At 72.5% G+C, this 23,673-nt stretch carries 20 protein-coding genes; 10 read left to right on the top strand and 10 right to left on the bottom strand.

The genetic code is table 11. From position 1 onward, the window contains the following. The first annotated feature begins 4 nt into the window (after positions 1-4). The 6 genes from OG594_RS34085 to OG594_RS34060 are packed head-to-tail and all read left to right on the top strand — an operon-like array spanning position 5 to position 8,409. On the top strand, positions 5-1,000 hold the full coding sequence (locus tag OG594_RS34085) for an NAD-dependent epimerase/dehydratase family protein (RefSeq protein WP_266606233.1): 996 nt from the start codon (positions 5-7) through the stop codon (positions 998-1,000). Next, entirely contained in the window at positions 997-2,151 is a 1,155-nt protein-coding gene (locus OG594_RS34080; protein ID WP_266606232.1) for a DegT/DnrJ/EryC1/StrS aminotransferase family protein, read from the top strand. The genes OG594_RS34085 and OG594_RS34080 overlap by 4 nt, the downstream gene beginning before the upstream one ends. Beyond that, positions 2,148-2,921, top strand: coding sequence for a NeuD/PglB/VioB family sugar acetyltransferase (locus tag OG594_RS34075; RefSeq protein ID WP_266606231.1), 774 nt, complete (start codon positions 2,148-2,150; stop codon positions 2,919-2,921). The genes OG594_RS34080 and OG594_RS34075 overlap by 4 nt, the downstream gene beginning before the upstream one ends. Continuing rightward, complete coding sequence (locus OG594_RS34070; RefSeq protein ID WP_266606230.1) at positions 2,918-4,033, top strand: DegT/DnrJ/EryC1/StrS aminotransferase family protein; 1,116 nt, start codon at positions 2,918-2,920, stop codon at positions 4,031-4,033. The genes OG594_RS34075 and OG594_RS34070 overlap by 4 nt, the downstream gene beginning before the upstream one ends. Positions 4,034-4,063: 30 nt before the next feature. Further along, positions 4,064-7,363, top strand: coding sequence for a DUF4082 domain-containing protein (locus tag OG594_RS34065; RefSeq protein WP_266606229.1), 3,300 nt, complete (start codon positions 4,064-4,066; stop codon positions 7,361-7,363). Continuing rightward, entirely contained in the window at positions 7,360-8,409 is a 1,050-nt protein-coding gene (locus OG594_RS34060) for a glycosyltransferase (RefSeq protein ID WP_266606228.1), read from the top strand. Before OG594_RS34065 ends, OG594_RS34060 begins: the two co-directional genes overlap by 4 nt. Positions 8,410-8,426: 17 nt before the next feature. Here the strand turns inward: OG594_RS34060 and OG594_RS34055 are convergent, their stop codons facing one another. Next, the gene (locus OG594_RS34055; protein ID WP_266606227.1) at positions 8,427-9,131 is read right to left on the bottom strand and encodes a Wzz/FepE/Etk N-terminal domain-containing protein; all 705 of its coding nucleotides are present in this window, start codon (positions 9,129-9,131) and stop codon (positions 8,427-8,429) included. Between the two features lie 80 nt (positions 9,132-9,211). Between OG594_RS34055 and OG594_RS34050 the strand changes: the two genes are divergently transcribed. Together OG594_RS34050 and OG594_RS34045 are read left to right on the top strand one after the other, a co-directional pair. Beyond that, positions 9,212-11,227 carry an O-antigen ligase family protein gene (locus tag OG594_RS34050; RefSeq protein ID WP_266606226.1) on the top strand — a complete coding sequence of 672 codons (2,016 nt, stop codon included), beginning with the start codon at positions 9,212-9,214 and terminating at the stop codon, positions 11,225-11,227. Continuing rightward, the gene (locus tag OG594_RS34045; protein WP_266606225.1) at positions 11,173-12,144 is read left to right on the top strand and encodes a glycosyltransferase; all 972 of its coding nucleotides are present in this window, start codon (positions 11,173-11,175) and stop codon (positions 12,142-12,144) included. Before OG594_RS34050 ends, OG594_RS34045 begins: the two co-directional genes overlap by 55 nt. Before the next feature lie 26 nt (positions 12,145-12,170). Here OG594_RS34045 and OG594_RS34040 read toward each other — a convergent pair whose 3' ends face one another. Continuing rightward, positions 12,171-13,094: a sigma-70 family RNA polymerase sigma factor gene (locus OG594_RS34040; RefSeq protein WP_266606224.1), complete on the bottom strand. Its 924-nt coding sequence runs from the start codon at positions 13,092-13,094 to the stop codon at positions 12,171-12,173. A gap of 181 nt (positions 13,095-13,275) precedes the next feature. Between OG594_RS34040 and OG594_RS34035 the strand changes: the two genes are divergently transcribed. Then, positions 13,276-14,427: an amidohydrolase family protein gene (locus tag OG594_RS34035; protein WP_266606223.1), complete on the top strand. Its 1,152-nt coding sequence runs from the start codon at positions 13,276-13,278 to the stop codon at positions 14,425-14,427. A 56-nt stretch (positions 14,428-14,483) separates the two neighbouring features. Beyond that, on the top strand, positions 14,484-14,951 hold the full coding sequence (locus tag OG594_RS34030; protein ID WP_266606222.1) for a cupin domain-containing protein: 468 nt from the start codon (positions 14,484-14,486) through the stop codon (positions 14,949-14,951). Here OG594_RS34030 and OG594_RS34025 read toward each other — a convergent pair. The 8 genes from OG594_RS34025 to OG594_RS33990 are packed head-to-tail and all read right to left on the bottom strand — an operon-like array spanning position 14,948 to position 23,446. Continuing rightward, the gene (locus tag OG594_RS34025) at positions 14,948-15,757 is read right to left on the bottom strand and encodes a glycosyltransferase family A protein (protein ID WP_266606221.1); all 810 of its coding nucleotides are present in this window, start codon (positions 15,755-15,757) and stop codon (positions 14,948-14,950) included. The genes OG594_RS34030 and OG594_RS34025 overlap by 4 nt on opposite strands. Before the next feature lie 22 nt (positions 15,758-15,779). Beyond that, positions 15,780-16,853, bottom strand: a complete 1,074-nt coding sequence (locus OG594_RS34020; protein ID WP_266606220.1) for a hypothetical protein — start codon at positions 16,851-16,853, stop codon at positions 15,780-15,782. Between the two features lie 6 nt (positions 16,854-16,859). Next, on the bottom strand, positions 16,860-18,317 hold the full coding sequence (locus tag OG594_RS34015) for an oligosaccharide flippase family protein (RefSeq protein WP_266606219.1): 1,458 nt from the start codon (positions 18,315-18,317) through the stop codon (positions 16,860-16,862). Beyond that, a complete protein-coding gene (locus tag OG594_RS34010; RefSeq protein WP_266606218.1) occupies positions 18,314-19,072 on the bottom strand; it encodes a chain length determinant protein in 759 nt (252 codons plus the stop codon). The genes OG594_RS34015 and OG594_RS34010 overlap by 4 nt, the downstream gene beginning before the upstream one ends. A 22-nt stretch (positions 19,073-19,094) precedes the next feature. Continuing rightward, on the bottom strand, positions 19,095-20,237 hold the full coding sequence (gene wecB, locus OG594_RS34005; RefSeq protein ID WP_266606217.1) for a non-hydrolyzing UDP-N-acetylglucosamine 2-epimerase: 1,143 nt from the start codon (positions 20,235-20,237) through the stop codon (positions 19,095-19,097). A 4-nt stretch (positions 20,238-20,241) separates the two neighbouring features. Continuing rightward, on the bottom strand, positions 20,242-21,498 hold the full coding sequence (locus tag OG594_RS34000) for a nucleotide sugar dehydrogenase (protein WP_266606216.1): 1,257 nt from the start codon (positions 21,496-21,498) through the stop codon (positions 20,242-20,244). After that, positions 21,498-22,280 carry a WecB/TagA/CpsF family glycosyltransferase gene (locus tag OG594_RS33995; RefSeq protein ID WP_266606215.1) on the bottom strand — a complete coding sequence of 261 codons (783 nt, stop codon included), beginning with the start codon at positions 22,278-22,280 and terminating at the stop codon, positions 21,498-21,500. The genes OG594_RS34000 and OG594_RS33995 overlap by 1 nt, the downstream gene beginning before the upstream one ends. Continuing rightward, positions 22,277-23,446, bottom strand: coding sequence for a hypothetical protein (locus OG594_RS33990; RefSeq protein ID WP_266606214.1), 1,170 nt, complete (start codon positions 23,444-23,446; stop codon positions 22,277-22,279). Before OG594_RS33990 ends, OG594_RS33995 begins: the two co-directional genes overlap by 4 nt. Between the last annotated feature and the right edge of the window lie 227 nt (positions 23,447-23,673).

The raw sequence follows: 23,673 nt of genomic DNA, 5'->3' as shown, positions 1-23,673 counted from the left end.
GGCGTTGAGCAGCGTACGAGGCAAGAGGATTCTGGTCACCGGAGGGGCGGGCACGATCGGCTCGCACCTGGTGGACCTGCTGGTGGACAACGGAGCACGCGAGGTCGTGGTGCTCGACAACTTCGTGCGGGGGCGGACGGCCAACCTGGCCCGCGCCCTGCCGAGCGGGGTGGTGGAGGTCGTCGAGGGCGACATCCGTGACGTGGCCGCGGTGCGCAAGGCGACCGAGGGCGCCGAGCTGGTGTTCCATCTCGCCGCGATCCGGATCACCCAGTGCGCGGAGGAGCCGCGGCTGGCGAACGAGGTCATGGTGGACGGCACCTTCAACGTGCTGGAGGCGGCCGCGGCCGCCGGGGTGGGCAAGGTGATCGCCTCGTCCTCGGCCTCGGTCTACGGTCTGGCCGAGCAGTTCCCGACCACCGAGCGCCACCACCCGTACAACAACGACACCTTCTACGGCGCGGCGAAGGCCTTCAACGAGGGGGTGCTGCGCAGCTTCCACTCCATGTACGGGCTGGACTACGTGGCCCTGCGCTACTTCAACGTGTACGGGCCCCGGATGGACATCCACGGCCTCTACACCGAGGTGCTGATCCGCTGGATGGAGCGGATCGCCTCGGGCGAGCCGCCGCTGATCCTCGGCGACGGCCTGCAGACCATGGACTTCGTCGACGTCCGGGACATCGCGCGCGCCAACCTGCTGGCCGCCGAATCGGACCTGACCGACGAGGTGTTCAACGTCGCGAGCGGCACCGAGACCAGCCTGCTCCAGCTCGCGCACGGCCTGCTGGAGGCGATGGGCGCCGAGGGCCTGGTGCCCGAGCACGGCCCGGCCCGCGCCGTGAACGGCGTCACCCGCCGGCTCGCGGACACCTCGCAGGCCGCGGCGCGGCTCGGCTTCGCCGCCGAGATCGACCTGCGCACCGGCCTTCGGGACCTGGTGCAGTGGTGGCGGGCCGAGCGCGCCGCCGACGCGGCGGCCGCGGAGTCGGGCCGATGAGCGCCCCGGACACCACTCCCGCGCGGATCCCGGTGATGGTGCCCTGGCTGGGCGAGGAGGAGGCGAAGGCCGCCGCGGACGCCGTGCTCTCCGGCTGGGTGGCCCAGGGTCCCCGGGTCGCCGAGTTCGAGCGGGCCTTCGCCGAGCGGGTGGGCGCCGAGCACGGGATCGCGGTGAGCTCGTGCACCACCGCCCTGCACCTGGCCCTGATCGCCCTGGACCTCGGTCCCGGCGACGAGGTGGTCGTCCCCTCGCTGTCGTTCATCGCCACGGCCAACGCGGTGCGCTACGTGGGCGCCCGGCCGGTGTTCGCGGACGTCGAGGAGGCCACCGGCAACCTCACCCCGGCCACCGTGGACGCGGTCCGCACCCCGAGGACCAAGGCGGTGATCGCCGTCCACCAGGGCGGGGTGCCCGCGGACGTGCACGCGCTGCGCGCGGTGTGCGCCGACTGGGACCTGGCCCTGGTGGAGGACGCGGCCTGCGGCATCGGCGCGACGGTCGGCGGCAAGTCGGTGGGCCACGGAGCACTGCTCGCCGCCTGGTCCTTCCACCCCCGCAAGGTGATCACCACCGGCGAGGGCGGCATGCTGACCACGGACGACGCGCAATGGGCGGAGCGGCTGCGCCGGCTGCGCGAGCACGGCATGAACGTGTCCGCCGCGCAGCGCCACGCGAGCAGCAAACCGATCGTCGAGAGCTACCTGGAGGTCGGCTACAACTACCGGATGACCGACATCCAGGCCGCGGTCGGTCTGGTGCAGCTCGGCAAGCTGGACGAGATCGTGGCCCGGCGGCGCTCACTGGCGGCCCGGTACACGGAGCTGCTGAGCGGGATCCCGGGCCTGCGACCGCTCCGGGACCCCGGTCACGGCCAGGGCAACTTCCAGTCGTACTGGGTGCTGCCGGCCGAGGACTTCCCCGTGGGCCGGGACGACCTGCTCGCGGCGCTCTCCGAGGCCGGGATCTCGGCCCGGCGCGGGATCATGGCCTCGCACCTGGAGCCCGCCTACGCGGACCACGGCGCGGCGCCGCTGCCGGTGACCGAGCGGATCAGCCGCGACTCGCTGATCCTGCCGCTGTTCCACACGATGACGCGGGAGCAACAGGACCGGGTGGTGGCGGTGCTGCGCGAACAGGCGGGCGGATGAGCGGCCCGCCGCCGCGGACCGAGGACCTGCTGATCGTCGGCGCGGGCGGGTTCGCCCGCGAGACCGCCCAGGCGGTCCGGGACGCGGCCGCCGCGGCGGCCGCGTACGGCCGTGCTCCGCGGTGGCGCCTCGCCGGGCACCTCGACGACGATCCGGGCCTGCACGGCCGGGAGGTCGACGGGGTGCCGGTGCTGGGCGGCAGCCACCTCGTGCACGAGCTGCCGGCGGCCCGGGTGGTGGTCTGCGTGGGCAGTCCGCGCGACTACGCCGTACGGGCCCGCCTGGTGCGGCGCCTGGGGCTGCCCGGGAGCCGGTACGCGACGGTGGTCCATCCCACGGCGGTGGTCTCGGGGTCCTCGCTGCTCGGCGCGGGCTCGGTCCTGCTCGCGCACTGCGTGCTGACGGCCGCCGTCCGGCTCGGGTCCCACGTGGCGGTGATGCCGCACGTGGTGCTCACCCACGACGACCGGGTCGGGGACTTCGCCACGCTCGCCTCGGGCGTCCGCCTCGGCGGCGGGGTGCGGCTGGGGCGCGGGGCCTACCTGGGCGCGGGAGCGCTGGTGCGCGAGGGCACGTCGGTCGGCGCCTGGTCGCTGACCGGTATGGGAAGCACGGTCCTGGCCGACGTGCCGCCCGGTGAGGTGTGGGCCGGGAGCCCCGCCCGCCGGCTGCGCGCGGCGGGTGGCCCGGCGCTCGACGAGCTGCGGGCCGATGGCGAGGAGACGGCCGGCCGTTGGCCGGAGACACGGATGGGGAGCACAGTCGCATGAACCAGATACCGCTGGTCGACCTGAAGGCGGCGCACGCCGAGGTCGCCGAGGAATTACGGGCGGGCTTCGACCGTGTGCTCGCCGACACCGCCTTCATCGGCGGCGCGGAGGTCCGCGCGTTCGAGCGTGAGTACGCCGACTTCGCGGGGGTGGGGCACTGCGTGGGTGTCGCCAACGGCACCGACGCCCTCGAACTCGCCCTGCGCGCCAGCGGGGTGGGCGTCGGCGACGAGGTGGTGCTGCCCGCGAACACCTTCATCGCCACCGCGGGCGCCGTGGCCCGGATCGGTGCCCGGCCGGTGCTGGTCGACTGCCTCCCGGACACCCTGCTGATGGACCCGCGGGCCGCCCTGGAGGCCGTGGGCGCGGCCACCCGCGCGGTGGTCCCCGTCCACCTCTACGGGCAGTGCGCGGACACCGCGGCGCTGGCGGCCGGGCTGCCGGCCCACGTGAAGGTCGTCGAGGACGCCGCACAGAGCCAGGGTGCGACCCGCGACGGCCGCGCCCCCGGCAGCGGGGGCATCGCCGCGACCAGCTTCTACCCGGGCAAGAACCTGGGTGCGTACGGCGACGCGGGCGCGGTGGTGACCGACGACGAAGAGGGCGCGGACCTGGTCCGGGCCCTGGCCAACCACGGCGGCATCGCCAAGTACCGCCACGACGTGGCCGGGTTCAACAGCCGGCTCGACGGCCTGCAGGCCGTGGTCCTGCGGGCGAAGCTGGCCCGGCTGGCCGAGGGGAACGCGGCCCGCCGGGCCGCCGCCGCCCGCTACGACGAACTGCTGGGCGACCTCGCGGCCGCCGGGCGGCTCACGCTGCCGGTCACGGCCGCGGGCAACGTCCACGTGTGGCACCTGTACGTCGTACGGGTCACCGGAGCGGACCGCGACGCCGTCGTCGGCAAGCTCAACGCGGAGGGCATCGGTGCGGGTGTGCACTACCCGGCGCCGGTCCACCTGACCCCGGCCTTCGGTCATCTCGGCCACGGCCGCGGCGACTTCCCGCACGCCGAACAGGCGGCGGACCGGATGCTTTCGCTCCCCCTCTTCCCGCAGATCACCGCTGACCAACAGCAGCGGGTCGTGGAAACGCTCCGCAACGCCCTGCGCTGACCCCGCGCTCACGCAAACAATGAGGTCCAGATGAACAGACGGACAAGGTTGCTCCGTTACGGTCTCTTCACCGTGATCGCGGCCTTGATGGCCACGGTCCTGCCACCGGCGGTGGTGGCCGGTGCGGTCGATCCCTGCGGTCCCACCACGAACGCGATCGTGTGCGAGAACTCCAAGCCCGGCACGCCGATGGAGGACTGGTTCGCACCCAGTGCGTACGGCGACATCAAGGGTTTCCCGGCCCAGACGAGCGTCCAGGCCGGCGAGACCGTGCAGTTCAAGATCCAGTCGCCGACCGCGTACAAGGTCTCGGTCTACCGCCTCGGCCACTACGGGGGCACCGGCGCGCGCCTGATGTCGACCGCGGCCCAGGCGGCCCAGACGTACCCGGCGAACTTCCTGCCGGGCGGCAACCCGGCGACCTGCGCGAAGAAGGCCGCCACCGGCCTGGTCGACTGCGGGAACTGGCCCGTCACCGCGACGTGGACCGTGCCGGCGGACGCCGTGTCCGGGCTCTACGTGGTCAACTTCGACCAGGCGGACGGCAACGGCGTGATGCCGTACCCGTTCGTCGTCCGCAACGACTCCAGCCACTCCGACATCGTCGTGCAGACCAGCGACCAGACCTGGCAGGCGTACAACAACTACGGCGGCCAGGACCTGTACGACGGCGGCGGCCCCGCCCCGGACGGGCGGGCGTACGAGGTCAGCTACAACCGGCCGATGGACATCGGCGGGGACAACGGGATCTACGGGTCCGAGTTCCAGATGGTCGCCTGGCTGGAGCGCAACGGCTATGACGTGAGCTACATGTCCGGGATCGACATGTCGGTCCGCGGCGGGACACTGCTGCAGAACCACAAGGTCTTCATGTCCTCCGGGCACGACGAGTACTGGACCCAGGAGCAGTTCACCAACGCGCTGAACGCGCGCCGGGCCGGGGTCCACCAGACGTACTTCAGCGGCAACGAGGTCTTCTGGAAGACCCGCCTGGCGCCGAGCATCGACGGCGCGGGCACCGCCAACCGGACCCTGGTCTCGTACAAGGAGACCAAGCTGTCCTTCCCCCAGCCGAACGGCATCCCCGACCCGAGCGGGATCTGGACGGGCACCTTCATGGACCCGGCCAGCGCCACGAACGGCCGGCCCTTCCAGCCGCAGAACCAGCTGACCGGCTCGATGTTCAGCGTCAACGGCTACCGCAGTGACGCGATCACGGTGCCGGGCACCTTCGCCAAGCAGCGGCTGTGGCGGGGCACCACGGTCGCGAACCTCACCCCCTCGCAGACCGCCACCTTCCCCACCGGCACGCTCGGCTACGAGTGGGACAGCGACGTGGAGAACGCCAGCCGGCCGGCCGGGCAGATCACGATGTCCTCCACCACGGTGGACATCGAGGACGGCAAGCTCCTCAAGGACTACGGCAACACGTACGGGAACGGCACCGCGACGCACAGCCTGGTGGCCTTCCGCGACCAGACCTCGCACGCGCTGGTGTTCGGCGCGGGCACCGTGCAGTGGTCGTGGGGCCTGACCAACATGCCCACGAGCAACCCGGACGACACCGTGATCACCGCGGACAAGCGGATGCAGCAGGCCACGGTGAACGTCTTCGCCGACATGGGCGTCCAGCCCAAGTCCCTGCAGAGCGACCTGGTCGCCTCCACCGCCTCCACGGACACCGTGGGCCCGGCCGTGACGGTGACCAGCCCGGCGGCGAACGCCACCGTTCCGGCGCTGCGTCCCGTGACCGTCACGGGCACGGCCGCCGACACCGGCGGCGGCGTGGTCGCCCGGGTGGAGGTGTCCACCGACGGCGGCACGACCTGGAAGGCGACCACGGGACTCGGTTCCTGGAGCTACACGTGGACCCCGACCGTTCCGGGCGCCGCGCAGGTCAAGGTGCGCGCGGTGGACGACAGCGTCAACATCGGCGCCACCACCACGGTGCCGCTGACCGTGGGACCCCAGCAGTGCCCCTGCACCGTGTGGCCCGCCGCGGCGGTCCCGGGCACGGTCAACGCCGGTGACGGCAGCGCCGTCGAGCTCGGCGTGAAGATCCGGTCCTCGGTGGCCGGTTCGATCACCGGTGTCCGCTTCTACAAGTCGCCCGCCAACACCGGCACCCACACCGGCAGCCTCTGGAGCAGCACGGGCCAGCGCCTGGCCACCGGTACCTTCACCAACGAGACGGCCTCCGGCTGGCAGCAGCTGAACTTCGCCACGCCGGTCCCGGTCAAGGCGAACACCACCTACGTCGCCTCCTACTTCGCCCCGCACGGCGGCTACTCCTTCGACACCACCTTCGCCGGATCCGACGCGGGCCTGGCCCCGCTCACCGCGCTCAAGAGCGGCACCGACGGCGGCAACGGCGTCTACCGCTACAGCGGCACGGGCGGGTTCCCGTCCACCGCCTCGTCCGGCAGCAACTACTGGGTGGACGCGGTCCTGGACACCTCCACCGCGAGCACGACCCCTCCCACCGTCACCACCACCTCGCCGCAGTCCGCGGCGACCGGCACCCAGATCACGGCGGCCGTATCGGCCACCTTCAGCAACGCCGTCGACGCGGACAGCCTGGTGTTCTCGGTGAAGGACTCCGGGGGCGCCACCGTCCCGGGCACCAAGGTGCTGGGCGCGTCGAACAGCGCGACCTTCACCCCGTCCTCCGAACTGGCCCTGAACTCCACCTACACGGCGTCCGTCCAGGCCTCCGACCTGTGGGGCAACGCCATGGCCGCCCCGGTCACGTGGAACTTCACCACCAGTGCGAGCCCGCCGACCGTGAACTGCCCCTGCACCCTGTGGAACGCCACCACCACGCCGAGCACCGCCAACGTGGGTGACGACGCCAACTCCGTGGAGCTGGGCACCCGTTTCCAGTCCGCGGTGAACGGCTACATCACCGGCGTCACCTTCTACAAGGGCCCCGGCAACACCGGTACGCACACCGGGAGCCTGTGGTCCGCCTCCGGCGCCCTGCTGGCCACCGGCACCTTCGGCAGCGAGACGGTGTCCGGCTGGCAGCAGCTGCAGTTCGCCACGCCGGTGCCGATCACGGCGGGCACCACGTACGTGGCTTCCTACCACGCGCCGAACGGCAACTACTCGGTGGACGGGGGCTACTTCACCGGGGCGCACCGCTCCTATCCGCTGGTGGCGCCGGCCGATGCGCCCGGCAGCGCCAACGGGCTCTACAAGTACGGGGCGGCCACCGCCTTCCCGACGAACACCTTCGGCTCGGTGAACTACTGGGTCGGCCCGATCTTCACCACCACCGCACCGGCCGCCGCGCAGTCCGGGCTGTCCACGGAGGTGAGCGGGCAGTGAGCACGGTCAGCGTGGTGATCCCCTGCTACAAGTACGGCCACTTCCTGGCGGACTGCGTCAAGAGCGTGCTGGACGAGCAGGAGGGCGTCGACGTCCGGGTACTGATCATCGACGACGCCTCGCCCGACGACTCCGCTGAGGTCGCCCGCGCGCTGGCGGCCGCCGACCCGCGGATCGAAGTACGGGTCCACGAAACCAACAAGGGCCACATCGCCACCTACAACGAGGGTCTGCTGGAGTGGGCCGACGGGGACTACGTCGCCCTGCTGTCGGCGGACGACCGGCTGGTCCCGGGGGCCCTGGTGCGCGCGGCGGCCCTGCTCGACGCGCATCCGGAGGCCGGTTTCGCCTACGGCAGGCCGCTGCGCTTCCAGCACGGCGGACCGCTGCCCGCGGCCCGCACCCGCAGCACCGGATCGGTCGTCTACCCCGGACGGTGGTGGCTGGACCGGCGGTTCCGGGAGGGCACCGGGTGCATCACCTCGCCCGAGGTGGTGGTCCGCACCAGTCTCCAGCGCAAGGTCGGGGGCTACGATCCGGAGCTGCCGCACGCCGGCGACATCGAGATGTGGATGCGGCTCGCGGCGCACGCCGACGTGGGCTACGTCCGCGGGGCCGACCAGGCCTTCTACCGGGTCCACGGCAACAACATGTCCACCACGGACTTCGGCGGTCAGCTCGACGACCTGCGCCAGCGCCTCGTCGCCTTCGACTCGGTGCTCGACAAGTGCTCCGGGCTACTGCCGGGGGCCGACCGGCTGGCGCTGGCGGCGCGCACCCGGCTCGCCCGGTACGCGCTGCGGCGCGCCTACCGGGCGTACGACCGGGGACGCACCGCGCTGGTACCGGTCGACGAGCTCGTGGAGTTCGCGGCCGAGTGCCTGCCCGGGGACTACACGAAGCTGGCCGAGTACCGGGCGCTGCTCAGGCGCCGGCGCATCGGGGCGCGCACCATGCCGTACCTCCAGCCGCTCGTGCTCTCGGCCGTGGTCGACCGGGGGCGCGAGTGGCTGTGGTGGCGGTCCTGGAAGCGTCGAGGGATTTGATGACTCGAACGCCGTGTTCAGCGGGTCGCCCCGGCGAGGGCGGCCCGCTCGGGCTCCTCGGCCCGGACCACCGGACCGGCGTCGGCGGCGGCCTCGTGCCGCTGCCGGCGCCGGCTCCGGCGCGTCAGGAGCCGGTCGGTCCACAGGGCCACGACCACACCGCCGACCCCGCCCAGCAGGGCCGCCCCGGCGAGGCCCCGGCTCTTGTTGCCGGTCTGCACCGCCGCGGTGGGCGGCACCAGCAGCGTCACGCTCATCCGCGCGGATTCCGGGACCCCTTGCTGCGTCTGCATGTCCGTCAGGTGCTTGGTGTAGATCTCGATGATCTTCCGGACCGCCGTGTCGGCAGCGGCGGGTTCGGCCTGCTCGGCCTGGATCTGGAGCGAGGGGATCAGATAGCGCGGGGTGACGCTGGTCCCGCTGTTCCGCGGGATCAGCCGGTACGTGCCGCGCACCCCCGCGGCGCGCAGCTCCTGCGTCCCCTCGGGCGAGTCCAGCTGCTGGACCGCGGCGTAGGAGACGGCGGCGAGCGGCGGTTGCAGATTGGCCAGCTGGTTGGGCTGGTTGTCCGTCACCGGCGGTTTGAGCACGACGATCGCCGTACTCAGGTACGTCTGGGTGGGGTGCAGCACTTGCACGGCTCCGGCGGCCGCGAGCACCGCCGCCACGATCAGGACGTACCAGCGCCGACGCAGCGCACGGATCAACTCACCAGGCGACACAGGGATTCCTTCCGTTGTGACCGATCTTTCCAGGACACGGGTAGGTCCGCCATCAATTGCGGTGTGCTCGGGGGGTGTTCATGAGCATCGGTGAGATCCTCGCGGTGCTCCGGCGCCGCTGGTACGTGATGGTGCCGCTGACGCTGATCAGTCTGCTCGCGGGGGCGCACCTGTACCGTTCGGTGCCGGTGGCCTACCAGTCGCAGAGCTCGGTGGCGCTGCTCGACTCGACGGCGGTGGCCGAACTGGCCCCCGCCTTCGGCAATCCCATCTCGAACGCCGGCGGTTCGCTGGTGGTCACCGCGGACGTGCTGATCAGGACGCTGTCGGGGACGGACGCGGCACGGGACCTCCAGGGCATCGGGGTGACCGATCCGTACACGGTCGGGTTCGCCGCGAACACCTCGGGTCCGATGCTGACGCTGACCGTCACGGGGACCGACCGGGCGAACGTACTGGAGGAGACCAACAAGCTGACCGCTTTCGCCGGGGAGACGCTCAACGCGCTCCAGGCGGCGGCCAAGGTCAAGCCGGCGTACATGGTGCAGACGGCCCCCGTGGTGCTGCCGCAGACCCCGGTGCCCCAGATGAAGAGCCGCTACCAGCAGGTGCTGGGCGTCGTCATCCTGGGCACCACGTCCGCCTTCACCTTCTCCTTCCTGACGGACAGCCTGCTGGCGGCACTGCGGCGCAGGCGCGCGGCCGGGGCCGCTCCGGCCCGGGCGCGCGGGCGCCGCAAGCCGTGGGGGCGGCAGCTGGACGCGACGGCCCTGCTGAGCTGCTACCTGGCGCTGGCCTTCTTCATCCCCTCGAACCTGACCCTGCCGGGCATGGGCGGGGTGGGCACCCCGGCCAACGTGTTCGCGCTGCTGTGCCTGTTCTGGTACCTCGCGACGTGGATCACCGGCCGGATCCGGCCCGCCCCCGGCACCCGGCTGCCGCGGGTGGTGATGTGCCTGCTGGCCTTCTCCGTGCTGGGCTCGTACCTCGCGAACGCGATGCGCGGCAGCTCGCACAAGGAGGTCCTGGCGGCGGACCGCGGTCTGATCGGGCTGCTCGTCTGGGTGTCCCTGGTGGTGCTGGTCTCCGCGGGGATCCAGGACCGTGAGCGCCTGGACGTGCTGCTGCGCCGGGCCGTGGTGATGGGGTCGGTGGTGGCCGCCATCGGCTTCTACGACTTCTTCACCGCGACGAACATCGCCGACAGCATCAGCATCCCGGGCCTACAGTCCAGCGTCGCCCAGATCACCACGCTGGACCGGGGTTCCTTCACCCGGCCGCGGTCCACCACGGCGCAGCCCCTGGAGTTCGGCGGGATGCTCGCCATCCTGCTGCCCTTCGCGGTGCAGCAGGCCTTCGATCCGGTACGCCGGCACCTGCGCGCCTGGCGGCGCTGGGGGCCCGTGGTGCTGATGGGCGGCGCCCTGCCGCTGACGGTGTCGCGGACCTCCATCATCGGGGCGCTCATCGTGATCCTCGTGATGGTGCTGCGCTGGAAGCCGGAGCGGCGGTGGGCCGCGATCGGTCTGCTGATGGGCTCGGTCGCCTGCTTCAAGGTGATCATCCCGGGGCTGATCGGCACCATCACGGCGCTCTTCGCCTCGTTCGTGTCGAACTCCGACAGCAGCACCCAGGCCCGTACCGTCAAGTACAGCGCGATCGTCCCCTACCTCACCGAACGGCCGCTGTTCGGGCGGGGCTTCGGGACCTTCCTGCCCGAACTGTTCTTCTTCACCGACAACCAGTACATGCTCACCCTGGCGGAGATGGGCCTCGTGGGGCTGATCGCGCTCCTGGTCCTGCTGTTCACCGGGATCCACCAGGGCGGTGCCATCCGCAGGTTGGCCCGTACCGAGTCCGACCGGGAGCTCGGGCAGGCGTTCTTCGCGTCCGCCCTGGTCTCCCTCGTCATCGCCGCCACCTTCGACGCCCTCAGCTTCCCGATGTTCGCCGGGGTGTTCTTCCTGACGATCGCCGCCGGAGGCAGCTACCTCGGGTTCGTCCGGCGCGCGGCGCCGGAGCCCGCAACCGTGGAGTCCCCATGCAGTTCAGCCAGCCAGCCGCCCGCCGACCGGAGCCGGGTGCCGGCCCCGTAGCGGTCCTCGTCGTCACCTGGAACAGCGCCGGGGTGCTCCCGGAGTTCCTCGCCTCGCTGCCCGAGGGCATGGCCGGGCTCGACTGGCGCCTGGTCGTCGCCGACAACGACTCGGCCGACGGCACCGTGGAGCTGATCCGCTCCCTGGCGCCGGACGCGACGGTCGTGCAGACCGGCCGCAACGCCGGCTACGCGGCCGGGGTGAACGCCGCCCTCGGGACCGCGGCCGCGTGGGAGGGCGGCTTCCGGGCGGCCCTGGTCTGCAATCCGGACGTCCGGATGAGGCGGGGCTGCGCCAAGGTCCTCGTGGACGCGCTGGGCACCGGGGCGCCCGGCGGCGGCCGGGTCGGGATCAGCGTCCCGCTGCTGTACGAGGAGGACGGCCGTACGCTGCTGCTCTCGCTGCGCCGGGAGTCGCAGGTGACCCGGGCGCTCGGCGAGGCGGTGCTGGGCAACCGCCGGGCCGGGCGGTTCCCGCGCTGGAGCGAGATGGTCACCGATCCCGCCGCGTACGAGCGGGCGACGGTCGCGGACTGGGCGACGGGCGCGCTGATGGCCCTGTCCGGGGAGTGTCTGGAGGCGTGCGGGGCCTGGGACGAGTCCTTCTTCCTGTACTCGGAGGAGACCGAGTACTGCCTGCGGGCCCGGGACCTCGGCTTCGTCACCCGGCTGGAGCCCGCGGCCACGGCCACCCATCTGGGCGGGGACTCGCAGGTGTCGCCCCGGTTGTGGACCCTGCTGACGCTCAACCGGGTCCGGCTCTACGGGCGCCGGAACGGGGCGGCGGCGACCGCCGCGTTCCGGGCGGCCGTGCTGCTGCGGGAGACCTCCCGTGCGGTGCTCGGCCGGCCCGCGAGCCTGGCGGCCGCGAAGGCCCTGGCCAGCCCGTCCGCGTTGCGGGCCACGCCAGGGCCGTGACGCCCCCGTGACGCCCCCGGGGTGCTTCAGGGGGCCGGGGGCCGGATTCCGGTGAGCTTGTCGGGGTTGGTGACCGAGAAGACACCGCAGATCCGGTCCCCTTCGGGGGTCAGGTCCACCACGACGACGGCGAGCGGACTGCCGTCCGCGAAGACGAGCGCGCCGGGGTCGCCGGCCACCCGGCGGTAGCGCAGGTCGACGCCCGCCGCCGGGAGTGCGCGGGCAACGGCCATGAACACGGCGGCGACGCCGTCGCGGCCGTGGACGGGGTGGAGGCTGACCGCGGGGCCCTTGCCGCCGCCGTCGGTCCAGAGCGTCACATCGGGCGCGAGGAGTTCGAGGAGCGTCCGCAGGTCCCCGCCGAGCGCTGCCACGGCGAAGCGCTCGGTCACCCGGGCGTGCAGGTCCGCTTCGGGCCGGTGCCGGGGGCGGCGCGCGTGGACGTGGCGGCGCGCCCGGGTGGCGAGTTGACGGACGGCCGTCGGCGAGCGGTCCAGGATCCGCGCGATCTCCGGGTGCGCGAATCCGAACGCCTCGTGCAGGACGAACACGGCGCGTTCCAACGGGGACAACGTCTCCAGGACCACGAGCAGTGCCATCGACAGCGCCTCGGCCCGCTCGACCCCTTCGGCGCCGTGATCGTCGACGGCCGTCAACGGCTCGGGCAGCCACGTGCCCACGTAGGCCTCCTGGCGGCGGCTCATCTCGGCCCGCCGGGCGAGCGCCTGGTTCACCGCGATCCGTACGAGGTACGCGCGGGCGTTCTCGACGGGCTCCGCGCCCGGCCTGCGGTGCCGGGCGGACCAGGCCAGCCACACGTCCTGGAGCGCGTCCTCGGTGTCGGTGACGCTGCCCAGCATGTTGTAGACCACCGAGAAGAGCAGTTCGCGGTGGCCGAGGAAGCGGTCGGTGACGGAGTCGGTCGGGTGGGGCGGTGGCGTGGCGGTCATGCGTCCTCCTTGTCTGCCGTGACCGAAGAGGTCCGCCGGGCCGGAAGTGTGACACGGGGCGGCCCGGGTGTGAGCCGCGTCACGACGTCCTGCTGCGGTGTCACAGCCGGAGCCGGGTTCGCCCTCTGTGGTGGAGTCCGGGGAGGAAGGGCCTCCCCGGCTCGCAGGAGGAGGACCTTTCATGCGTACACGGATCCACGGCGTCCGCGTCTTCGACGGCGAGCGCGGTGCCGGTGTCCAGGACGTGGTCCTGGAGGACGACCTGATCGTGGCGGTCTGCACCCCCGGGGCGGCCGGGGTCGCCGACGTCGAGGTCGACGGCCGCGGCCGGACCTTGCTGCCGGGGCTGATCGACGCGCACACCCACGTCTTCGACGGCAGTCTCGCCGAGGCCCTGCGCCACGGGGTCACGACCGAGCTCGACATGTTCTGCCTGCCGCGCCCGCTCGCCCGGCACCGGCAACTCGCCGCCGAGCGCGACGACGTGGCCGATCTGCGCAGCGCCGGCCTGCTGGCGACCGCACCCGGCGGACACCCGACCCAGCTGATCGCCGCGCTGACCGGCACGCTGCTCGACCCGGCGGAGGTGACGGAGATCGACTTCGTGACCGATCCGGAGCGGGCCGCGGACTTCGTGGAGGCGCGGCTCGCCGAGGGCAGCGACTTCCTCAAGCTCGTCATCGACGACGGGACGATGCACGGCACCGACCTCCCCGTCATGTCCCCGGCGGTCGCGGCAGCCCTGACCGCGGCCGCCCACGCGGCCGGGCTCCCGGTCGTCGCGCACGCGGTCACCGCCGCCGACGTGGTCACCGCGCTCGACGCGGGGGTGGACGGGCTCGCCCATGTGTGGGCGGACCTCGCCCCGCAGGACCCGGCTTCCGGACGCCTCGCCCGGCGCGTCCGTGACCAGGGCGTGTTCGTCGTGTCCACGCTCGCCTACTTCGAGGCGGTCGACACCCAGGGCTCCGGCGCGCCGGCCTGCGTGCCCCCCGGCCGGTACCCGGCCGCCGTCGGCGCGCTCCGCGCGCTGCGCGAGGCCGGCGTCCCACTCCTCGCCGGCACCGACGCCACCCCCTTCGCGCCCGCCCACGGCGCGGGACTCCACCGTGAACTGGAACTGCTCACGCGGGACGGCGGCCTGCGACCGCAGGAGGCACTGACCGCGGCGACCGCCCTGCCGGCCCGGTACTCCGGCCTGTCCGACCGGGGCCGGATCGCCCCGGGCCTGCGCGCGGACCTGCTGCTCGTGGAGGGAGACCCGACCGAGGAGGTCTCGGCCCTCGGTGCGGTCGTCGACGTCTGGCGCCGCGGACGGCGGCAGGCCCGCTGACCCCGGGCCGGCGCGCCCGCCGTCGTCCCCCACCCTTCCAGGAAAGGAACACACCCGTGTCCCACGAACGCTTCGTCCTCCTCGATGCGGGAGAGGCCCGTCCGGGCCGGATCCCGCTCCCGCCCGCCTTCTCGGTGAAGGCGGCCACGGGGGACACCGAAGGACGCTTCTCCCTGCTCGAGGTGGTGCTGGCGCGGGAGATCCCGCCCCACACCCACCACGTGGCGGACGAGAGCGTGTACGTGCTCGAAGGCGAGCTCCTCGTCGACACCGGGGGCCGCTCCCACACCTTGACCGCCGGACAGTTCGTCCTGCTCCCCCGCGGTGTGCCGCACGCGCTGCGCCCCGGGCCGGGCAGGCCGCCGCGGGTGCTGCAGATCTCCTCGCCGGGCGGCTGGGAGTGCTTCGTCGAGGACATGATCGAAGCTGGGCCGCGGCTCACGGTCGACGGCCGGCTGGATCCGGCGCGGCTGAACCGGATCGCCCATCGGCACGGCATCACGTACGAGGAGCCGGCCGGCTAGGGGGCCGGGGCCGCTCCGTCCCAACTGGTCCAGAAGCTGTCCGGGTTGACCAGGTAGCGGACCGTCGCCCGGGGCAGGTGGCGCACCTCGTGGCGGCGGGCGTAGCGGCGGATCAGCTCCCAGTCCTCGCGGGGCAGCACCTCCGGGGTGCGGCGCAACCGGCTGAAGTGCAGGGACCGGGTGCGCCGCGCCACGAAGGCGTTGGTGTCCAGGAAGGCCTCGTGGGCGGCGCGGCGGCGGTCGAAGGGCACCGAGAGGACGTCCCGGTCGGTGCCGTCGGGCAGCACCCTGCGCAGTGCGGTGTAGACGGCGTCCGGCCCGTCGGGTGCCTCCAGCGTGGCCAGGGCCTGCTCCAGGTGGTCGGGCTCCCAGAGGTTGTCGTCGTCGAGGAAGGCCACGTAGCGCGACTCGGTCAGCCGGATCCCCACATTGCGCACGACTCCGGCGGTCGCCGTGTTGCGGGCCAGGGAGACCGCGAACAGCCTCGGGTCGGCGGGCAGTTCGGGCAGGCCGGCGCCGTCGTCGACGACGATGACCACCTGGTCGGTGACCGTCTGGCCGAGCGCGGAGCGGACCGCCGCGCGCAGTGCCTCGGGGCGCCGGTGGGTGGGGATGACGGTGGCGACGAGGGCGGCCGGGGGCTCGCCCAGGTCGGCGGCCAGGCGGCGGGTCTCGGCGTCCTCGAAACGGCGCAGCCGCAGGGCGGAGGGGGCCAGTAGGACCTTGTTCCTGGCTTCGAAGAGCACCAGCCAGCCGAAGGTCCGTTTGAGCAGTTCCCAGGGGGCGCGCGCGATCCGGCGCATCATGGCCTGTCGGTCCTTTCGGTGGTCAGGAGGCGGGTGGGGGTTCGACGGGCCTGCCGTCGGACATGCGGTTGCCCTTCCACACGTTGCCCGCGCCGCCCGCGTTCCAGGCGGTGGCGGCGCCGTAGGCCCCGGCGGCCGGGTGGTACTGGGTGGAGAAGACGTTGTTCGTGACCTGGATGCCGGTGGCGCCCGGGCCGCCGCCGTAGAGGGCGTACGCTCCCCCGGCCAGCCAGTTGCCGTCGACGACGACGGAGGAGACCACTCCGGTGTCGGCGAACAGGCCCACGGCCGCGGTGGCGCCCCGGTCCACCGCGGTGGGGTTGAGCAGGGTGTTGCGGCGGATGGTCAGCCGGCCCTTGTTGCCGCCGCCGCTGATGACGGCGTCGGTGTGCTGCCATTCGCCGCCCTGGTTGCGGAAGGCGACGATGTCGTGGACGTAGTTGTCGTGCAGGTCGCCCTGGCCCATGGACAGGGCGTTGCCGAACACCGAGATGTCGCACCAGCCGACCTCGATCGAGCTGCCGCCCATGTTGGAGACCGCGTAGTTGACGCCCCCGTTGTCGGGGCCCTTGCCGGGCACGGCGGTGATCGTGGTGTGCAGGACCTTCAGTCCGCTGTAGCCGGGTCGCAGGTTGATCCCCCACCAGTTGGTCGAGGTGATCTTGCTGTCGATGACGGTGACGTCGTTGGCGTAGATGTCGAGGGAGCCGCGGATGTCCCAGCCCTTGATGACCGTGCCGTTCTCCTTGACGGACATGTTCCCGGTGTCGTGCCGCTCCAGCTCGATCCGCGGACCGGTGCTGCGCTCATCGGGGAATCCGCAGGTGCCGGGCGAGGTGCAGGCGGGGGTGGGGGCGGTGGGCGACGGTTCGCTCGCCGCCGACGAGGCGGTCGGGGAGGGCGGGGCGGAAGAGGTGGGCGGCGGGGCGGAGGACGGGGGCGGGTCCGTGGCGGGGGGCGGGGCGCTCGCGGTGGCGCCGGGCGCCGCCGCGTGCTCGGTCACCGCGGTGCTGTCGGCCTTGTAGAGGGTGAGGACGACGGCGAGGACCACTGCGGCGAGCAGCCACGCCGTCAGGCGCCTTCGGTGCTGTGTCACAGCTGTCTACCCTTTGAGTAATGCGCGGCCGGGCAGGACGCACAGGACGTAGCACAGGGTGCCGGCGGCTCCGGTCGCCAGGAGCGCGAGCACGCCCTGGCCCAGGTACCGCTCCAGGAAGAGGAGTACGGCGGCCATCGCCGCGCCGCCGAGCAGCGGCCAGGCGCAGGCCCGGGCGACGGTGCCCACGCGGATGCCCCCGCGGTGCAGGGCGAGGAGGAAGACCGGGACCACGACGGCCCCGGCGACCAGGACGTGGCCCTGGGCCACTCCGACGATCCCGCCGGTGCGGGCGCCGATCACGAGGGCCGGGATCAGGATGACCAGCCAGAGTGCCTGGACGCCGATGAGCGAGCGGCGCCGGCCGATGGCCACCAGGCAGTCGTAGGCGAGTTCGCAGCCGATGCGGACCAGGCCGAGCGCCATCAGCCAGGGCAGGGCCCGGGCGGCCGGCAGCCAGCGTTCACCGTAAATGAGCTCCACGACGGGGGCGGCGAGCGCGGCGAGCAGGACGCAGATCGGGACGGTGCCGGCCATGACGATGCCGAGGGCGCGGGCGAATCCGGCGGCCAGCGCCTGCGGCGAGTCGGCCAGCCGGGAGAAGCCCGCGAAGGAGACGCGGCGGGCCGCTTCGGAGATGATGCGCACGGGCCAGCCGGAGATGTTGAAGGCGAGCACGTAGAAGCCCAGGGCGAGGGGGTCCAGGGCCGAGCCCACCACCATGGTGTCCACGTTGACCACGCCGAGGGCGAGCATGCTGGCCCCGGCGAGCGGCAGCCCGAACTTCAGCAGGGCCCGGGCCTGTTCCCGGTCCCAGCCGAACTTCAGGGTGCCGGGCGCGGCGAGGCAGCAGCCGATCAGCGCGGCCACGTTGCCCACCACGGATCCCCAGGCGAAGCTCATGGCGCCCCAGCCGTCGACCGCGAGCAGCAGGGTCACCGCGGTGCTGAGGACGAAGTTGAGCCCGTCGACGGCCATCCGTCGACCTTGCGCGAACTCCCGGGTGAGGAAGCCGGCGGGGACCTGGGAGAGTCCGTCGAGGACCACGCACAGGCACATCACCCGCAGGACGCCGGAGGCTTCGGGCGAGCCGAGCACCCCGGCCACCGCGGGGGCGACCGCGAACAGTACGGCGTACAGCAGGCAGCTGGAGGCGGCGCTGAGGGTGAGGACGGTCGGGGCGAAGCGGCGGGGGTCGCCCTCCCAGCGCACGATCGCCAGCGAGACGCCGAGTTCGTTGGCGGAGAGGAGGACCAGCAGGACCGTCTGGGCGATCCCGTACACGCCCCAGGCCTCGGGTCCGAGGAAGAAGCGGGCCAGGACGATGCCGGTGGCGAAGTTGCCGAGGCGCATGACCACGGTGTTGATCAGGCTCCACTTGGCGGCGGAGCCGACCTTGCGCCCCAGCGAGGGCGCCGCCGCCGTCGGGGTGGTGCTCTCGGTGTCCGCCGCGGGGCCGGTCACGGCGAGCCGGCCGTACGGGAGCCGGCGGCGGTGGAGCCGGCCGGGTGGGCGACGGTCATGTTCAAGGTGGCCGTCGGGTCACCTGCGTCGGCGGAGGCTCCCTCACCGCTGTCGCCGCCTTCGCCGGGGGCGGGCCGGTGCTTGCCGGGCGATGCCCCCCGGCGCCCCCGGGCCTCCACGAAGAAGGTGGCCACCAGGCTGAGTACGAAGCCCAGCGCGCCGGCCATGATCAGGAACTGGAGCCTGGCCTTGGTCTGTGCCTCCGGCTTCTGGGGAGGCACGATCGTGGCCATCCGGATCATGGCGTCGGGGGTCACCGACTGCTGGGTCTGGAACTCCAGCAGCCGCTTCTCCGCGTACTTGGTGAGGATCTCGTCCGACTTCAGCACGGCGGCCCGGTCGGTCCCGACGACGCTCAGCCACATGTAGGGGCCGAGCGCGTTGTCGGCGATCTTCGCCTCGTGCACTCCGGTGACGCCGAGGGACTTGAGGTCGGCCTTGGCGTCGTCGGAGTTGAGGTTGCGGGCCAGGCCGTCGGCCATGCCGGTGAGCGAGGCCTGGGTGCTCAGGAAGGGGTTGCCGTCGAAGGCCACCGTGGCCTTCTTCGAGTTCAGCAGGGTCACCGTGCTCTGCGACCGGTACTCCACCGGGACCAGCAGGTACACGGCGGCGGTGAGCGCCGCCGTGATCAGCAGTCCGGGCAGCAGCACGTACCAGCGTCTGCGCATGACCCGCCAGATCTCCGCGAGATCCATGGTCTTCCCCTTCGAATTGCGTTTACAGCACGTGCTGCGGATCGGTGACCGCCCCGCCCGACACGAGGTCGGTGGGGCGCGGCCGGGTGTGCGCGGGCGGTCCGTCGAGCAGGACCGCGGCGATGCGCTCGCTCGCCCGGCCGTCCCAGAGTTCGGGACAGCGCGCCGCGGGCGGATCGTCGAGGACCTGGTGGACGGTGGCCGTGATGCGCTCCGGGTCCGTGCCCGCCAGCACGTTCGTGCCCTCCTCGACGGTGATGGGGCGCTCGGTGTTCTCCCGCAGGGTCACGCAGGGCACCCCCAGGGCGGTGGTCTCCTCCTGGATGCCCCCGGAGTCGGTGAGCACCACGCGGGCGGAGTCCTGTAGGGCGATGAAGTCGAGGTATCCGGCGGCCGGGACCAGCCGGATCCCGCCGGGCACGCCCAGTTCGGCCAGCCGCTCGGCGGCCCGCGGGTGCACGGGCAGCAGCAGTGGACAGCGGTCGGCGATCTCGCCCAGGGCCTTCAGCAGGCCGCGCAGCGCCCCGGGGTCGTCCACGTTGGCCGGCCGGTGCAGGGTGACCAGGCCGTAGCCGCCGCGGGTGAGCCCGTACCGGTCCAGGACGTCCGACTGGCGGGCCCGGTCCAGGTTGGCGAGGAGGGTGTCGATCATGACGTTGCCGACGACGTGGATCTGGTCCTCCCGGTAGCCCTCCGCCCGCAGGTTCACGGCGGCGTCGGGCGAGGGCGCCAGCAGGTAGTCGCTGAGCCGGTCGGTGGCGACCCGGTTGACCTCCTCGGGCATGCTCCAGTCACGGCTGCGCAGCCCGGCCTCCACGTGGGCCAGCAGGGGGCCGGCCTTCGCGGTGACGAGGGCGCAGGCGAGGGTGGAGTTGATGTCCCCGACCACCACGACGGCGTCCGGGGCGAGTTCGTCGATCAGCGGCTCGAAGGCGGCCATCACCCGCCCGGTCTGCTCGGCGTGGCTGCCGGATCCGGCCCCCAGGTAGCGGTCGGGCGGGCGGATGCCGAGGTCGCGGAAGAACACGTCGTTCATCGACTCGTCGTAGTGCTGTCCGGTGTGGACGAGGATCACCTCGGCGCCGCGGCGCTCCAGTGCGTCCATCACCGGTTTGATCTTCATGTAGTTGGGCCGGGCCCCGGCCACGCAGACGATCCTGGTCACGGGGTCAGAGCACCTCCACGGTGGGTCCGGAGACCCGGTTACGGCAGTCGAGGACGAAGGAGGCGTGCTCGGTGACCATCTGGTAGTCGAAGGAGTCGTGGTCGGTGAGCAGGACCACCACGTCGGCTGCCGCCAGCTCCTTGCGGGTCGGCTCGACCCGCACGAGGCGGGCGTCGACCTTGATGCTCTCCACCACGTGGGGGTCGGCCGCGCGGACCTTGGCTCCCATGTCGAGGAGCAGCTTCGCGATGCGGACGGCGGGCGACTCCCGGGCGTCGCCGGTGTTCTTCTTGTAGGCGAGGCCCAGCAACAGGACCTTGGAGCCGTTGACCGAGCGGCGCTTGGCGTTGAGCGCGTCGATCACGCGGCGCGTCACGTACTCGGGCATGTGGTTGTTGATGTCGTTGGCGAGTTCGACGAAGCGGAAGTTCTGGCCGAGCTCGCGCTGCACCCGCCAGTTGAGGTACGAGGGGTCGATCGGCAGGCAGTGTCCGCCGACGCCCGGGCCGGGGGTGAACTTCATGAAGCCGAAGGGCTTGCTGGACGCCGCCTCGATGGCCTGCCAGACGTCGATGTCCAGGTGGCGGGCGAACATCGCGATCTCGTTGACGAGGGCGATGTTCACGTGCCGGAAGGTGTTCTCCAGCAGTTTGGCCAGCTCGGCCTCCTTGGGGGAACGCACCGGCACGGTGGTGTCGACGAGGTCCCCGTAGAAGGCCTCGACGGCCTTCAGCGAGCGGGCGTCGACGCCGGAGACCACCTTGGGGGTCTGCTGGAAGCCCCAGACGGTGTTGCCGGGGTCGATGCGCTCGGGGCTGTAGCCCAGGTGGAAGTCGGCGCCCGCGGCGAGCCCGGAGCCGTCCTCCAGGATGGGCGCGAACAGTTCCTCGGTGGTGCCCGGGTAGGTGGTGGACTCCAGGATGACGGTGGCACCCGGGCGCAGGAAGCGGGCCAGGGTGTGCGCCGACTCCTCGATGTAGCGCAGGTCCGGGGCTCCGTCCTGTAAGGGAGTCGGGACCGTGACGACGGCGACGTCGAAGCCGCCGCAGTCCCGGGCCAGTTCGCTGGGGCGGTAGGTGCCGCGGGCCAGCGCGCGGGCCAGCCGTTCGGAGGAGACGTCCTCCACGTACGACTCACCGGCGGCGAGGCTCTTGACCCGCCGGGTGTCCACGTCGTACCCGATCACCTGGTGTCCGACCTCGGCGGCCCGGATGGCCAGGGGCAGTCCGACGTATCCCTGTCCCACGACGACGACGCGCATCAGTAACTCCTGTTCGCGGAAGCGGAAGCGGAACCGGCAGACGGTGTGCGGTGGATGAGTTCCCGCACCGTCATGAGGAGGAAGGCCGCATTGGTGGTGAGGTAGCGCTTGCCCAGACGGCGCGGTTCCTGGAGGGTGCGGTAGAACCATTCGAGTCCCATCCGCTGCCAGACCAGCGGGGCCCGCTTGGTGATGCCGGCGAGGATGTCGAAGGAGCCGCCGACGCCGTGGACGACGTGCGCGCCCGTGCGCTTGCCGTAGCCGGCGGTGAAGATCTCCTTCTTGGGCGAGGTCATGCCGAGGAACAGCAGCCGCGCCTGACTGTCGGCGATGGCGTCGGCGATCGCCTCCTGGTCGCCGTCGCCGAAGTAGCCGTTGCGGCTGCCGGCCACCCGCAGCTTCGGGAAGCGCTCGGAGATCTGCCCGAGCATCATCTCCAGCACGTCCTCCTGGGCCCCGAGCAGGTAGACGGGGATGTCCGCCACTTCGGCGGCGGCCAGCAACCGCATGAACAGGTCGATTCCCGCCACCCGTTCGGGCAGCCGGACGCCCAGCACCCGGCCGGCCCAGACCACCGCCTGGCCGTCGGCCAGGACCAGGTCGCAGCCGGCGACCGCCTCGGCGAGGAGGGGGTCGCGCCGCATGTTGACCAGCTTGGCCGCGTTGACCATGCCGATCTCGATCTGTTCTCCGCGCCGCACCGCGTCCAGGCAGCGCTGCACGGTTTCGTCCATGGTCAGCGGGTCGAGCGGGACCCCGAAGAGGGACTGTCGTCGTGTCATCTCTGGGGCCCTCCGAGCCAGGCGAAGAGCATCCAGCCGAACTCGTACGGGCGGCACTCGCGGTCCAACGCGCCGGGGCGGAAGATCCGGTCGAGCGGGGCGAGCCGTGCCTGCGGCGCCACCTTGGTGGTGAGCCCGCGGGCGGCCCGGACGGCCTTCTTCGGGTCGCCTCGGTAGACCTTGCGCCAGGTGACGCCGAAGTCCTCGCGGATCATCGACTCCCGCGGGCTCCCGTGGGGATCCGCGAGTTCGGGCACGTCGGTCATCCAGCGCAGCCCGCGGCGGATCGCGCCGCCGAAGTCCGTACCGCCCGCCTCGGCCAGGTCGAACAGTGCGGTCGGGGCCATGGCGTGCTGGTGCACGCTGTAGACCGGGTACCCCTCCACCAGGCCGCCCTCGCGGGCGTCGTAGTGCCACCACCACTGTCCGCCGTCGCCCTGCAGTTCGCAGATGCGGGCGGCGCAGGCGTCGGCGGCCGCGAGGGCCTGCGGGTCGTCGCCGCTCGCGTGCAGCCGGGCGAGCGCCTGCAGCGGATAGGTCTGGTCGGCGAAACAGGCCACGTGGGACCGGTAGCCGGGGACCAGCCCGGGCTCGGTGGCGTGCGGGAAGAGCGGGCTGTCGCCGACCCTGGCCGCCAGCAGCCGTACGCGGGCCGCCGCGAGGCGCTCCTCCACGTCCACCACGGCGCGCGCGGCCGCGAGTGCGGAGAGCACCCAGGCCGCCTCGACCGTGTACTGCGGCCGCCCGGGGACGTCCAGCGCGGCCACCCGGTCGAGGGCGTCGGCCAGTTTGGGATGGCCGGTCTCCGCGGCGGCCCAGGCGATGAGCGCCGCGTCGCCGAGGTTGGTCACCCCGGGGAGCCGCTCCACGAGCACGCCCGTGAACTCCTCGGCGGTGCTCCCGCCGAAGAGCGGGCGCTGCCGGTCCTCGGGCAGGAAGCGGGCTCCCAGCGCGGTGATCGCCGCGTACCGGGTGCTCGTTCCCCGCTGCTCGAGGACGGGAGTCCCCTCGGGCGAGATGACCCCCGCCCGGGTGAAGACGAAGGTCTCGGCGTCCGGCAGGTACATCGCCGGGAGCCCCGCCTCGGCCAGCGCGAGCAGCCGCTCGGCGAGGGCGTGCAGCGACGGATCCTCGTCGGCCAGTGCTCCTAATCGTGTGGTGTTCATCGGGTCCCCACCCCGATTCCCCTGGTGCTCCCCGCACCCCGTATGTCCGAGCTGTACGGCTCCAACACACCTACCCCCTCTGTTCGTTCTCCTCGGACGGACCTGGCGGTCGTCACTCCGTGGAGGGGAACTGCGCATGACGGCGTCCGCGCCCGCGGCGATGTCACGCCGACGGCACGAACCGTCCGGAGGCCGCGTCTGGATCCCCCCAGCGATGCCTCGGACCG

This window comes from Streptomyces sp. NBC_01214 (assembly GCF_026340975.1).
Taxonomy (GTDB): Bacteria; Actinomycetota; Actinomycetes; order Streptomycetales; family Streptomycetaceae; genus Streptomyces.
The sequence above is the reverse complement of the archived record's forward strand: the minus strand, read 5'-3'. Positions and strand labels throughout refer to the sequence as shown.

Coding starts and splice junctions, on each gene's coding strand:
- OG594_RS34080 (WP_266606232.1), top strand. CDS start 997: ATGAGCGCCCCGGACACCACTCCCGCGCGGATCCCGGTGATGGTGCCC.
- OG594_RS34075 (WP_266606231.1), top strand. CDS start 2,148: ATGAGCGGCCCGCCGCCGCGGACCGAGGACCTGCTGATCGTCGGCGCG.
- OG594_RS34070 (WP_266606230.1), top strand. CDS start 2,918: ATGAACCAGATACCGCTGGTCGACCTGAAGGCGGCGCACGCCGAGGTC.
- OG594_RS34065 (WP_266606229.1), top strand. CDS start 4,064: ATGAACAGACGGACAAGGTTGCTCCGTTACGGTCTCTTCACCGTGATC.
- OG594_RS34050 (WP_266606226.1), top strand. CDS start 9,212: ATGAGCATCGGTGAGATCCTCGCGGTGCTCCGGCGCCGCTGGTACGTG.
- OG594_RS34045 (WP_266606225.1), top strand. CDS start 11,173: ATGCAGTTCAGCCAGCCAGCCGCCCGCCGACCGGAGCCGGGTGCCGGC.
- OG594_RS34040 (WP_266606224.1), bottom strand. CDS start 13,094: ATGACCGCCACGCCACCGCCCCACCCGACCGACTCCGTCACCGACCGC.
- OG594_RS34035 (WP_266606223.1), top strand. CDS start 13,276: ATGCGTACACGGATCCACGGCGTCCGCGTCTTCGACGGCGAGCGCGGT.
- OG594_RS34025 (WP_266606221.1), bottom strand. CDS start 15,757: ATGATGCGCCGGATCGCGCGCGCCCCCTGGGAACTGCTCAAACGGACC.
- OG594_RS34010 (WP_266606218.1), bottom strand. CDS start 19,072: ATGGATCTCGCGGAGATCTGGCGGGTCATGCGCAGACGCTGGTACGTG.
- OG594_RS34000 (WP_266606216.1), bottom strand. CDS start 21,498: ATGCGCGTCGTCGTCGTGGGACAGGGATACGTCGGACTGCCCCTGGCC.
- OG594_RS33995 (WP_266606215.1), bottom strand. CDS start 22,280: ATGACACGACGACAGTCCCTCTTCGGGGTCCCGCTCGACCCGCTGACC.
- OG594_RS33990 (WP_266606214.1), bottom strand. CDS start 23,446: ATGAACACCACACGATTAGGAGCACTGGCCGACGAGGATCCGTCGCTG.